This is a genomic window from Neobacillus niacini (assembly GCF_000759675.1).
GTDB lineage: Bacteria > Bacillota > Bacilli > Bacillales > Cytobacillaceae > Neobacillus > Neobacillus niacini_A.
Genome location: NZ_BAWM01000007.1, coordinates 1 through 12388, shown reverse-complemented (window position 1 = coordinate 12388; position 12388 = coordinate 1). Strand labels below are relative to the sequence as shown.

Sequence of the window (12388 nt, the reverse complement as noted above, 5' to 3'; positions counted from 1 at the left end):
TTTTTAACAAGTACTAATATTGGTTCTTTTTCTTATATAATAGATGGGCATACATCAATGGATCCCGGGGCTGGTGTTGACACATGAAGATAAATTATAGGTTTTTGTTTTTAATAATTGTAGCCTGGCCGCTATACTATCTCTATCAACATCAATTAGGGGCAATCTCCTTTCTTGTGTTGGCTATTTTCTTCTTTTTAATGGCTATGAAAGAGCTGAAAATGCTAAAAAAAGAGAAAAAACCTGATGATACCCAGCCATAGCCGGAAAAAATCAAGCAAAACAATAGATAGAACTAGCATAAACGGGAGAATATTGTTTATAATGAAGAATATGTCAAAATACGAGAAAAGCGGAAGCGCCTTGAACAGGGGCGACAGGCATAAGACGAGCCGGCGGAAAGGTTGTTTTTTAACCTTTTTGACGGATTGGCTTATGACCCCGAGCCCCTAGGCTGCTTGCGCTAGACAAGACATAGTTTTAAGCCCGTTATCACTCATTTTATAGAGTGTTAAATAGAGAAAGGAAGTGCCGATATTGAGTTTACAAGGTTACTCAAAAGAGCAATTAAAAGAGTTATCCCTCATTGAGATGGCGTATGAATTTCTAAAAAACAGCAAGCAGCCAATTGCCTTCAACCAATTAATTGTTGAAATTGCTGCAGCTACTGAGCTGACTGAGGCTCAAATTAGATCGAGAATTGCGCAATTCTATACTGACATAAATATCGATGGTCGTTTTCTCTCATTAGGCGAAAACCGCTGGGGACTTCGCGTTTGGTATCCAGTGGATACAGCGGAGGAAGAAGTCGTCACCGTTATTAAACCTAAGAAGAAAAAGGCGAAAAAGGTTGTCGATGAAGACGAACTTGAAGATTTCGATGAAATTGAAGAAGATTATGATGAGCTTGATGATTTTGCCGATGAAGATGATCTCCTTGACGACGATGATGACGATCTTCTTGATGATCTCGACGATGTCGATGATTTAGACGAAGATGAAGATGTCATCGAGGATGATGATGAATTCGAGCTTGATGACGAAGAAGACCTTGACGAGGATCTCGATGAGGATGAAGAAGATTTAGATGCAGAGGATGAAGACGACCTATTATAGGCTTGACTTTTTATTTCTGCACAAGTACAATCTTTTTTGGGCTCCTTTAAAAAGGAACGGATCATATTAGCTAATAAGCGCTCCCTTACATTACGTATGCGGGGTGCTTTTTTATTTTTTCGAAGAAATGATACAAAGCTCTTTGGTGTAATGGCCAGACTTCTTTCTTAATAAAAAAAATTTTATAAAAGAAGCCTTAAACAACTGTGGATTGCACAAACTGAATTAGAGGAGGATTATTTTATGACTAAGTATATTTTTGTAACAGGCGGTGTAGTTTCATCGCTGGGAAAAGGAATTACCGCAGCCTCTTTAGGCCGTTTATTGAAAAACCGCGGATTAAACGTTACGATTCAAAAATTTGATCCGTATATTAACGTGGACCCTGGAACGATGAGCCCGTATCAGCATGGTGAAGTGTTCGTAACGGATGACGGTGCTGAAACGGATTTAGACTTAGGCCACTATGAGCGCTTTATTGATATTAATTTAAATAAATACAGCAACGTGACAACTGGGAAAATCTATTCTACTGTTTTACGCAAAGAACGCCGCGGCGATTATTTAGGTGGAACCGTTCAGGTTATTCCGCACATTACCAATGAAATTAAAGATCGTGTTTTCCGTGCTGGCAAAGAAACAAATGCGGATGTTGTTATCACTGAAATTGGCGGAACGGTAGGCGATATCGAGTCACTTCCATTCCTTGAAGCCATTCGTCAGATTAAAAGTGACATTGGCCGCGATAATGTCATGTACATTCACTGTACATTGGTACCTTACATTAAAGCAGCAGGTGAAATGAAAACTAAGCCAACACAGCACAGTGTGAAAGAGCTGCGCAGCCTTGGGATTCAGCCAAACATCATTGTAGTTCGAACCGAAATGCCGATTTCACAGGATATGAAGGATAAAATTGCTTTGTTCTGTGATATCGATGAGAAAGCGGTCATTGAATGTAGGGATGCTGATACCCTTTATTCGATTCCATTGGCGCTGCAAGAGCAGCACATGGATCAAATTGTTTGTGACCACTTGAAATTATCAACGCCGGAACCAGAAATGACAGAATGGAATGCTCTTGTGGATAAGGTTCTTAACCTATCTAACAAAACACGCATCGGTCTTGTAGGGAAATATGTTGAACTTCAGGATGCGTATATTTCTGTTGTCGAAGCAATGAAGCATGCAGGATATGCGTTTGACTCCGAAGTAGAAATTAAGTGGATTAATGCTGAACATGTTACGGCAGAAAACGTTGATGAGCTTCTGCGTGACGTAGACGGAATCCTTGTTCCTGGTGGGTTTGGTGACCGTGGAATCGAAGGGAAAATCGAAGCAACCCGTTATGCTCGTGAAACGAAAAAGCCTTTCCTTGGCATTTGCTTAGGAATGCAGCTGGCTACGATTGAATATGCACGCCACGTACTTGGCTATCAGGATGCGCATTCTGCAGAGTTTGTACCTGAAACCAAGCACCCAATCATCGATTTACTTCCAGAGCAAAAGGACGTAGAGGATTTAGGCGGAACCTTAAGACTTGGTCTTTACCCATGCCGTTTAATCGAAGGAACCAAAGCGTTTGAAGCTTATGAGGATGAAGTGATTTATGAGCGTCACCGTCACCGTTATGAGTTTAACAATCATTACCGTCAAGAAATGGAAGAAGCAGGCTTTATTTTCTCTGGGACTAGCCCAGATGGCCGCCTAGTGGAGATTATTGAGCTTAAAGACCATCCATGGTTTGTTGCGTCTCAGTTCCATCCGGAATTTGTCTCAAGACCAACTCGTCCACAGCCGCTTTTCCGTGACTTTATTAAAGCAACATTGCAAAAATAAGATAGTGGGCCAGTTCTCTTTAGGGAGGACTGGTTTTTTTATGGTTGGGGTTTCCAAAAAATGTATAATAGTCCAGAACCTATTGAAAAAAGTTCAAAACCTATTGAAAAAAGTCCAAAACCTATTAAAAAAAGTCCAAAACCCTAAGAAAAAGGTCCAAAACCTATCTAAAAAGGTCCAAAACCCCTTAAAAAAGTCCAAAACAAAAAAACGACCCCATCAAGGCCGTTCATCATCATTCATATTCCTCTAATATTTCATCAATCGTAAATTTTAAGCCATAATAAACATACAATGCAGCCATCGAGGACGGATAGCCGTAACGATTTCCGAAATCGTCTGGCAACAGGCCCTTTGTCAGCTGTAGATTGATATGTACATCTGCCAACTCTGCAAGTTTACCATCCGGAACCGATGTAGATACGGCCACAAATGGAATCTCTTTTTCCTGAAGCTTCAATGCTAGCTCTATCGCATCTTGATCAGCAGAGGTCCGAGTAAACAGCAGCACCCTGTCGGCATTGGTTGCAGCATCAACTTTCGATGACGCACCTTTTAATGGTTCAGCACCTTCTAAAGCCTCAAACTCAACAGCCTTCATTTCCCGAAACCCCAAAAGATAAATATTCTGACCTTGGGCGAGCAGGCGGGCACCGTCCTCAAAGGAAAACTCTTCTTTTTCTACAATCCTTTTAAACAATCCAGTCAATTGGGTCGTGAACATTTTTAACAAGTAAAACCCCTCCTTCACAACGTTATTATAGCCTTTTGAAAATAAAAGACAATTACCATAAAATACCTCTAGCGAAATAGAGGATATTTAAAAGAAATGTCGAAGATTATCTAGTGGAAGATATAGGGTTTAAATATATAAATAAAAATAGGGTGGAAGAGGTGTGTTATGAAGGAGAAAATTTTAATTGTTGACGATCAATTTGGGATCCGGATTTTATTAAATGAGGTATTCTCAAAGGAAGGGTATCAAACCTTCCAAGCAGCAAATGGAATACAGGCACTGGATATTGTTACGAAGCATGACCCTGATCTCGTCCTATTGGATATGAAAATACCGGGTATGGATGGTATTGAAATTTTAAAAAGAATGAAAGTTATTGACCCAGATATTCGCGTTATTATTATGACGGCTTACGGTGAACTGGATATGATTCAGGAAGCGAGAAATCTTGGAGCAATCACTCATTTCGCGAAGCCGTTTGATATTGATGATATCCGTGCGGCCGTAAGGAAACATATACCTCAAAAAGCAAATTAACTATTTTTTAAAAAAATAATTGTCGAAAACTGGTGCCGCTTTCATTGTGAACATTGAAAAAACTCGTCATCTTTAATGGAATTTTACGATTCTGTTTGGTATGATACTTATGAACTTTTACTGGTCCATTTATCTTTCTCGAGTATACATAATCAGTAAAATGGTAGGAAATCCTTAAAGAGGAAAGCCCTAATTCGAGGAGATATAAACCTATACCAAGGAGGAAATAAAATGCCTTTAGTTTCAATGAAAGAAATGCTCATCAAGGCGAAAGCAGAAGGCTACGCAGTTGGGCAGTTCAACTTAAATAACCTAGAATTTACTCAAGCTATTTTACAAGCAGCAGAAGCTGAAAAATCACCTGTTATTCTTGGTGTTTCTGAAGGGGCAGCTCGATACATGGGCGGCTTTAAAACTGTTGTTAAAATGGTAGAAGGTTTATTAGAGGATTACAAAATTACTGTTCCTGTTGCAATCCACTTGGACCACGGTTCAAGCTTTGAAAAATGTAAAGAAGCAATTGATGCAGGCTTCACGTCTGTAATGATTGACGCTTCTCATCATCCATTTGAAGAAAACGTAGCAACTACTTCTAAAGTAGTGGAATACGCTCATTCAAAAGGTGTTTCTGTTGAAGCAGAATTAGGAACAGTTGGCGGACAGGAAGACGATGTTGTCGCTGAAGGCGTTATTTACGCAGATCCTAAAGAGTGTGAAGAGCTTGTTAAACGCACAGGTATTGACTGCCTTGCACCTGCATTAGGCTCTGTACACGGACCTTACAAAGGTGAGCCAAAGCTTGGTTACCCTGAAATGGAAGCGATCGGACAAGCAACTGGACTTCCGTTAGTACTTCATGGTGGGACTGGTATTCCAACACATGATATCCAAAAATCAATTTCTCTTGGAACAGCAAAAATTAACGTAAATACTGAAAACCAAATTGCATCTGCTAAAGCGGTTCGTGAAACATTAGCAGCTAAGCCAGAAGAGTATGATCCACGTAAATACTTAGGCCCAGCTCGCGATGCGATCAAAGCAACTGTAATTGGCAAAATGCGCGAATTCGGTTCAGCAGGCAGAGCGTAAAACGAAAAACAGAAGCGCCTTGCACAGGGGCTTATGACCCCGAGCCCCTGGAGCTAGACATAATTTTAATACTAGAGGACATTGTCCTCTTGAAAATACTATCCATTGTTTGGTACATTGGTAGTAAATTTGAAACCGCCCCTTTACGAGTGGGCGGTTTCAAACTGTAAAGAAAAATTTGAATATTGACGAAACTTGTCGGGAAATATGGAGGGGAAACCACATGAAATTTTTTATCGATACAGCTAATTTAGAAGAAATTCGCGAAGTACATGAGCTTGGTTTATTAGCAGGAGTAACAACAAACCCATCACTTGTTGCAAGAGAAAAAGGTGTATCATTCCATGATCGCATTAGAGAAATTGCAGCGCTTGTTCCTGGTTCTGTAAGTGCTGAGGTTATTGCCCTCGATGCAGAAGGCATGATTAGAGAAGGAAAAGAGCTTGCAGCGATTGCTCCAAATATTACGGTTAAAGTTCCAATGACTCCAGATGGTTTAAAGGCTTGCCACGCTTTTTCAGAAGCAGGTATTAAAACCAATGTTACGTTAATTTTTAATGCAAATCAGGCACTCCTTGCTGCAAGAGCAGGAGCTTCTTACGTATCTCCTTTCCTCGGCAGACTAGATGATATCGGTCAAAACGGCTTAGACCTAATCTCTCAAGTGGCAGACATCTTCGCAGTTCACGGAATTGAATCTGAAATCATTGCAGCGTCAATCCGTAATCCAATTCACGTTACAGAAGCAGCTCTAAGAGGAGCACATATCGCTACGATTCCTTACAAAGTATTAATCGGATTGTTCCATCACCCATTAACAGACAAGGGTATTGAAGCATTCTTAAAGGATTGGGAAGGTCGTAACGCCTAAATTTTCCATTTTTTAAAACTTTTTTTGATATTGATACATGAAAATAATTTATTGGTGTAAACTAGATGATAGACAAGTTGTCGGATTATGGAATTTGCTATTGGAAATAATTACCTAAAGGCGAATGGTTTATCATTTAGTTGATTAATAAAGGATCACAGTCCATCCCAATGGCGTAGAAGGGAGTCGAATATGGAAAAACTTAAAATTGCGGGCGGGTATCCGCTTAAGGGAACCGTAAGAATAAGTGGTGCAAAAAATAGTGCAGTTGCGTTAATACCAGCAACCATTTTAGCAGAATCACCGGTAACAATAGAAGGACTGCCGGATATTTCCGATGTGGAGATTTTGAAGGACCTGCTAGAAGAAATTGGCGGTAAAGTTGAACTTTCGGATGATTTTGATATGACGGTTGACCCATCGACGATGATTTCAATGCCATTGCCAAACGGAAAAGTGAAGAAGCTGCGTGCATCTTACTATCTCATGGGGGCGATGCTTGGTCGTTTTAAAAAGGCCGTCATCGGTTTACCGGGTGGATGTCATCTTGGACCACGACCAATTGATCAGCATATTAAAGGATTTGAAGCACTTGGTGCTCAGGTAACAAATGAGCAGGGAGCTATTTATTTGCGTGCGGACGAGCTTCGTGGCGCACGTATTTATCTAGATGTTGTCAGCGTTGGAGCAACGATTAATATCATGTTAGCAGCGGTACGAGCTAAAGGTCGGACAGTTATTGAAAACGCTGCAAAAGAACCAGAAATTATTGATGTGGCAACCCTTCTAACAAACATGGGTGCGAAAATAAAGGGTGCAGGAACGGATGTCATTCGGATTGATGGAGTCGATAGTCTCCATGGGTGCCGTCATACGATTATTCCCGACCGAATTGAGGCAGGAACCTATATGATTTTAGGTGCTGCGGTTGGTGAAGGTGTATTAATCGATAATGTCATTCCACAGCATTTAGAATCGTTGATTGCCAAGCTTAGAGAAATGGGAGTTCAAATTGAAACCGGGAACGACCAGGTGTTTGTCAGCAGTTCAGATAAGTTGAAGTCTGTTGATATCAAAACACTCGTTTATCCTGGTTTCCCAACCGATTTGCAGCAGCCATTTACCACACTCTTAACGAGAGCAATGGGTTCTAGCGTTGTAACTGATACTATTTATGGTGCCCGTTTTAAGCATATTGATGAATTAAGAAGAATGAATGCCAACATTAAAGTGGAAGGCCGCTCAGCTATTATTAGCGGACCTTTAAAGCTTCAAGGTGCAAAAGTAAAGGCAAGTGATTTAAGAGCGGGAGCAGCGTTGTTCATTGCTGGTCTAATGGCAGAGGGAATCACGGAAGTGACAGGTCTCGAGCATATTGACCGGGGGTATAGCCAGCTTGTTGAAAAGTTAAATGGGCTCGGTGCAACCGTTTGGCGTGAAGCATTATCAAAAGATGAAGTAGAACAGTTAAAGAATACGTAAATTAGCTATACTAATTCACTAAATCTGTTATACTAATTATATTGACGCTGTCAAGTAAAGGTATAATAGAAAATTGGGGGATTGAGAACATGGAGAGAAGTCTATCAATGGAGCTTGTCCGCGTAACGGAAGCAGCTGCACTTGCTTCTGCACGCTGGATGGGACGCGGGAAAAAAGATGAAGCGGACGGTGCTGCAACCTCAGCAATGCGTGATGTGTTTGACACGATCCCGATGAAGGGAACGGTTGTTATTGGTGAAGGCGAGATGGACGAGGCCCCAATGCTTTATATCGGTGAAAAACTTGGTACTGGATTCGGACCTCGTGTCGATGTAGCTGTTGATCCACTTGAAGGTACAAATATTTTAGCCGCAGGCGGGTGGAACGCTTTAGCCGTTTTAGCGATTGCTGACAATGGCAACCTGCTTCATGCACCTGACATGTATATGGAAAAAATCGCAGTCGGTCCTGAAGCAGTAGGTCTTATTGATATCAACGCTTCTGTTCTCGATAATCTAAAAGCTGTTGCGAAAGCAAAAAACAAGGATATCGAGGATGTAGTGGCTACCGTTTTAAACCGACCACGTCATGAGCATATCATTGCACAGCTCCGTGAAGCGGGCGCAAGGATTAAATTGATCAATGATGGCGATGTCGCGGGTGCCATTAATACTGCTTTTGATAACACAGGCGTTGACATTTTATTCGGCTCTGGCGGTGCACCGGAAGGCGTCATCTCAGCTGTTGCCCTAAAATGTCTTGGCGGTGAAATCATCGGTAAATTGCTCCCTCAAAGTGATGCCGAATTAGAGCGCTGTTTGAAAATGGGACTAGACGTCAATAAGGTGCTTCGCATGGAAGACCTTGTTAAAGGAGACGACGCTATTTTCGCTGCTACTGGTGTAACAGACGGAGAGCTACTGCGCGGTGTCCAATTTAAGGGTTCTTACGGTTCTACCCATTCCATCGTTATGCGTGCCAAATCAGGAACGGTTCGTTTTGTTGAAGGGCGTCACAGCTTGAAAAAGAAACCGAATTTAGTGATTAGATAAAATTATATAGCAAATACTTATATAAGAGACTAGATCTTGATTCTAGTCTCTTATCTCCATGATAAATCTATTATCCCCCGCAAATAGAAAATTTCCAGTTGATTAATTTTTTAAACAAAGGGTACAATAGAAAGTGTTTTATTAACAAAAAGATTCTGCTATTCTATTCAATTCTACTTTTCCTCTTTTATTGTAATCAGAAGTCCTCTATTATACGATTAGGTAACTCCGGTAACGGAATAGAGTAAAAATTTTAAAGTGTGGTGTACTATGGAATTAACTATATCAAGTTTAGAAAACATGAAGCTGAAAGAGCTTTATGAGCTTGCGCGCGAATTTAAAGTAACCTACTACAGTAAGTTATCGAAAAAAGAACTTATTTTCGCCATTTTAAAATCACGTGCTGAGCAGCAGGGTTACTTTTTCATGGAAGGCGTACTGGAAATTATCCAATCGGAAGGATTTGGATTTTTACGACCAATCAACTATTCGCCAAGTTCTGAAGACATTTATATCTCTGCATCGCAAATCCGTCGTTTCGATCTTCGAAATGGGGATAAAGTATCCGGTAAGGTTCGACCTCCAAAAGAAAATGAACGTTATTACGGACTTTTACATGTAGAAGCAGTTAACGGTGAAGACCCAGAATCAGCAAAAGAACGTGTTCACTTCCCAGCATTAACTCCTCTCTATCCAAATAGACATATGAAACTCGAAACCACTCCAAAACATATCTCTACAAGAATTATGGATGTAGTTGCTCCAGTTGGGTTTGGACAAAGGGGCTTAATTGTTGCGCCTCCAAAGGCAGGGAAAACAATGCTGTTAAAGGAAATTGCCAACAGCATTACCACTAATCACCCAGAAGTGGAATTAATCGTGCTCTTAATCGATGAGCGTCCTGAAGAAGTTACCGACATCGAGCGCTCGGTTGCTGGTGACGTTGTCAGCTCCACGTTTGATGAGGTACCAGAAAACCATATTAAAGTGGCAGAGCTTGTCCTTGACCGCGCGATGCGTTTAGTGGAGCATAAACGAGATGTCGTTATTTTAATGGACAGCATCACGCGTTTGGCTCGGGCGTATAACTTAGTGATCCCGCCAAGCGGACGGACACTTTCTGGTGGTATCGACCCAGCAGCTTTCCACCGCCCTAAGCGTTTCTTCGGGGCAGCAAGGAACATTGAAGAAGGCGGAAGCTTAACGATCCTTGCGACAGCGTTGGTGGATACAGGTTCACGTATGGACGATGTTATTTATGAAGAATTTAAAGGTACAGGTAATATGGAACTGCATCTGGATCGTCAACTTGCAGAACGCCGTATATTCCCTGCGCTTGATATTCGTCGCTCTGGTACAAGGAAAGAAGAGCTGCTTCTTCCAAAGGATCATCTGGACAAGCTATGGGCAATCAGAAAATCGATGTCCGATTCACCAGATTTCGCCGAGCGTTTCTTGAAAAAATTAAAACAGACAAAATCCAACGAAGAGTTTTTCGCACAAATTGGGGAAGAACTAAAATCAAGAAGATCATAAGTTTTCAATTAAGTTGATTGGAGCGGAAGGCGCGAGACTCCTGCAGGAGGACGGGGCAGGGGAGACCCCACAGGCGCTTTAGCGCCGAGGAGGCTTCCCGGACCGCCTGCGGAAAGCGAAGTGCCTGGAGCTCTAATCAACTAACATAAAACCATAAAAACCCAACTTGCCAAAACAGGTTCACCTTGTTATAATAGTTGCAGTGTGTTTTTAGTATTTGGTGCTTGTTTTTAAGACAGGCATTTATATAACTCTGTTTCGAATGATTCAGGGCGGAAGGAGATGAAAAGAATGAAAGCAGGAATTCATCCAAATTATAAAATGGTACAGGTGACTTGTGCATGCGGAAACACTTTTGAAACTGGTTCAGTTAAAAAAGAAATTCGTGTTGAAACTTGTTCAGAATGTCATCCATTCTATACTGGTCGTCAAAAATTCGCTGAAGCTGGTGGACGTGTAGACCGTTTCAACAAAAAATACGGCCTTAAAGATCCAAACGCACAACAACAATAATCGCTCACAAAACAGGCAAGCAGAAACTTACTTGCCTGTTTTTTCATTGAATAAAACATGTTGAATGTTAAAAATATAGATGTAGAAGGTTTCGTACATAGGAAGGAGACGCCGATTTATGTATTTAATGAAGCAACTCGGATGGGTTGAGGTTATTTGCGGCAGTATGTTTTCAGGAAAATCAGAGGAATTGATTCGTCGAGTCAGACGGGCTCAATTTGCTAAACAAAAAATAGCTGTTTTCAAACCGAAAATTGACAATCGCTATAGCGAACAATCTGTCGTTTCTCATAATGGCAACTCTTTTCATGCGAAGCCCATTTCCCATTCGATTGAGATTTTACACCATGTAGAGGCGGATATCGATATCATTGCCATCGATGAGGTACAATTTTTCGATGAAGGGATTGTGAGGGTCGTTCAGCAGCTTGCTGATAGTGGTCATCGCGTGGTCGTTGCCGGTCTTGATATGGATTTCCGCGGCGAGCCTTTCGGGCAAATGCCAGCATTGATGGCGATTGCGGAATCTGTAACAAAGCTCCAAGCCGTCTGCAGTGTTTGTGGATCGCCTTCAAGCCGGACACAGCGTTTAATCGACGGAAGACCAGCATCCTATCATGATCCCGTTATCTTAGTAGGTGCTTCAGAAGCATACGAGCCACGCTGCCGTCACCATCATGAGGTACCTAAAACAGCATCCTGCCGCACACAAGAACCTGCGGTTAAATAAAAGGATCGTACGAGGCTCTAGTCTCGTACGATTTTTTAATGTTTGGAAGAATCTTACTAGAAGTGTTCTGCACCTCCATGGGAATGATAGTTGTAGGAGGTGCATTACTTTGAAAAAGTGGATGTTTTTTTCGTTATTTGTTGTTCTCATGCTATCGGCATGTATGAAAGGAAATGACACTCAAAATACCGCCTACGATTTAAAAAAAGACACGATGAATCCGAATTATATGTCCAACAGAGCCAATAACCGCCCGGACAGCGACATGGGTCCTATGTCTGACCAAAATCCTAACTTCCTTAATTTGAGAGGAACAAGTTTGAATGACGCCTCAAATAGAAACAATACTGGCAGAGATATAGACGTCGCTAGAGATATTGTAAATAGTACGGCTGATTTTCGATCGGAATCAATTTGGATCAACAATGCAGGGGATCGGATGACGGTAACGGTAGATACTCGCGGCAAGCACGATGGCAAAGAACAAAACGATGCTATCGTCAAGCTTCGCACAAAACTAGAACAGGCACTGCCTCGCTATACCATTGAAATAAGAGAACAATAACATGCTCTGGCTACAGGGCATGTTTTTTTGACAATGAAATTACTTCGAAAAGCCGCTGTGACCAAAAGTAGGCTCGAAATCCATAGAAGTGGTCACAAGAGTGTGCCGTGTGACCAAAAGTAAGCTCGAAATTCATAGAAGTGGTCACAAGAGTGCGTCTTGTGACCAAAAGTAAGCTCGGAATATATAGAAGTGGTAACAAGAGTGCGTCTTGTGACCAAAAGTAAGCTCGAAATCCATAGAAGTGGTCACAAGAGTGTGCCTAGTGACCAAAAGTAAGATAGGAATCCATAGAAGTGGTCACAAGAGTGTGCCTAGTGAC

The 12388-nt window shown here is 41.5% G+C and carries 13 protein-coding genes; 12 read left to right on the top strand and 1 reads right to left on the bottom strand.

Going from position 1 to position 12388, the window contains the following annotated elements; all coding sequences use genetic code 11:
* The first annotated feature begins 83 nt into the window (after window positions 1-83).
* The 3 genes from TR08_RS32360 to TR08_RS03940 all read left to right on the top strand — a co-directional run bounded on the left by TR08_RS32360 (window position 84) and on the right by TR08_RS03940 (window position 2955).
* On the top strand, window positions 84-263 hold the full coding sequence (locus TR08_RS32360) for a hypothetical protein (RefSeq protein ID WP_045515931.1): 180 nt from the start codon (window positions 84-86) through the stop codon (window positions 261-263).
* Between the two features lie 274 nt (window positions 264-537).
* Window positions 538-1116, top strand: coding sequence for a DNA-directed RNA polymerase subunit delta (gene rpoE, locus TR08_RS03945; protein ID WP_045515929.1), 579 nt, complete (start codon window positions 538-540; stop codon window positions 1114-1116).
* A 243-nt stretch (window positions 1117-1359) separates the two neighbouring features.
* Window positions 1360-2955 carry a CTP synthase gene (locus TR08_RS03940; protein ID WP_045515927.1) on the top strand — a complete coding sequence of 532 codons (1596 nt, stop codon included), beginning with the start codon at window positions 1360-1362 and terminating at the stop codon, window positions 2953-2955.
* Window positions 2956-3190: 235 nt separating this feature from the next.
* Here the strand turns inward: TR08_RS03940 and TR08_RS03930 are convergent, their stop codons facing one another.
* Window positions 3191-3688 carry a DUF2529 domain-containing protein gene (locus TR08_RS03930; RefSeq protein WP_045515923.1) on the bottom strand — a complete coding sequence of 166 codons (498 nt, stop codon included), beginning with the start codon at window positions 3686-3688 and terminating at the stop codon, window positions 3191-3193.
* A gap of 168 nt (window positions 3689-3856) precedes the next feature.
* Here TR08_RS03930 and TR08_RS03925 point away from each other — a divergent pair, with 168 nt between their 5' ends.
* From TR08_RS03925 to TR08_RS03885, 9 genes are all read left to right on the top strand, one after another.
* Entirely contained in the window at window positions 3857-4228 is a 372-nt protein-coding gene (locus TR08_RS03925; protein ID WP_045515921.1) for a response regulator, read from the top strand.
* 231 nt (window positions 4229-4459) lie between these two features.
* Window positions 4460-5317: a class II fructose-bisphosphate aldolase gene (locus TR08_RS03920; protein ID WP_045515920.1), complete on the top strand. Its 858-nt coding sequence runs from the start codon at window positions 4460-4462 to the stop codon at window positions 5315-5317.
* 223 nt (window positions 5318-5540) lie between these two features.
* Window positions 5541-6188, top strand: coding sequence for a fructose-6-phosphate aldolase (gene fsa / locus TR08_RS03915; protein WP_045515919.1), 648 nt, complete (start codon window positions 5541-5543; stop codon window positions 6186-6188).
* A gap of 192 nt (window positions 6189-6380) precedes the next feature.
* Complete coding sequence (locus tag TR08_RS03910; protein WP_045515918.1) at window positions 6381-7670, top strand: UDP-N-acetylglucosamine 1-carboxyvinyltransferase; 1290 nt, start codon at window positions 6381-6383, stop codon at window positions 7668-7670.
* Window positions 7671-7759: 89 nt separating this feature from the next.
* Complete coding sequence (gene glpX, locus TR08_RS03905) at window positions 7760-8722, top strand: class II fructose-bisphosphatase (protein WP_045515916.1); 963 nt, start codon at window positions 7760-7762, stop codon at window positions 8720-8722.
* A 270-nt stretch (window positions 8723-8992) separates the two neighbouring features.
* Window positions 8993-10258: a transcription termination factor Rho gene (gene rho, locus TR08_RS03900; protein ID WP_045515914.1), complete on the top strand. Its 1266-nt coding sequence runs from the start codon at window positions 8993-8995 to the stop codon at window positions 10256-10258.
* 291 nt (window positions 10259-10549) lie between these two features.
* Window positions 10550-10771, top strand: coding sequence for a 50S ribosomal protein L31 (gene rpmE, locus TR08_RS03895; protein ID WP_045515911.1), 222 nt, complete (start codon window positions 10550-10552; stop codon window positions 10769-10771).
* 118 nt (window positions 10772-10889) lie between these two features.
* Entirely contained in the window at window positions 10890-11501 is a 612-nt protein-coding gene (locus TR08_RS03890) for a thymidine kinase (RefSeq protein WP_045515909.1), read from the top strand.
* 109 nt (window positions 11502-11610) lie between these two features.
* Window positions 11611-12066: a hypothetical protein gene (locus TR08_RS03885; protein ID WP_045515908.1), complete on the top strand. Its 456-nt coding sequence runs from the start codon at window positions 11611-11613 to the stop codon at window positions 12064-12066.
* Window positions 12067-12388 lie beyond the last annotated feature (322 nt).

Bases quoted from the DNA above. Each gene is read 5' to 3' on its own strand.
- TR08_RS03940 (WP_045515927.1), top strand. From the start codon at position 1,360: ATGACTAAGTATATTTTTGTAACAGGCGGTGTAGTTTCATCGCTGGGA.
- TR08_RS03925 (WP_045515921.1), top strand. From the start codon at position 3,857: ATGAAGGAGAAAATTTTAATTGTTGACGATCAATTTGGGATCCGGATT.
- TR08_RS03910 (WP_045515918.1), top strand. From the start codon at position 6,381: ATGGAAAAACTTAAAATTGCGGGCGGGTATCCGCTTAAGGGAACCGTA.
- TR08_RS03890 (WP_045515909.1), top strand. From the start codon at position 10,890: ATGTATTTAATGAAGCAACTCGGATGGGTTGAGGTTATTTGCGGCAGT.
- TR08_RS03920 (WP_045515920.1), top strand. From the start codon at position 4,460: ATGCCTTTAGTTTCAATGAAAGAAATGCTCATCAAGGCGAAAGCAGAA.
- fsa (WP_045515919.1), top strand. From the start codon at position 5,541: ATGAAATTTTTTATCGATACAGCTAATTTAGAAGAAATTCGCGAAGTA.
- rpmE (WP_045515911.1), top strand. From the start codon at position 10,550: ATGAAAGCAGGAATTCATCCAAATTATAAAATGGTACAGGTGACTTGT.
- TR08_RS32360 (WP_045515931.1), top strand. From the start codon at position 84: ATGAAGATAAATTATAGGTTTTTGTTTTTAATAATTGTAGCCTGGCCG.
- glpX (WP_045515916.1), top strand. From the start codon at position 7,760: ATGGAGAGAAGTCTATCAATGGAGCTTGTCCGCGTAACGGAAGCAGCT.
- rho (WP_045515914.1), top strand. From the start codon at position 8,993: ATGGAATTAACTATATCAAGTTTAGAAAACATGAAGCTGAAAGAGCTT.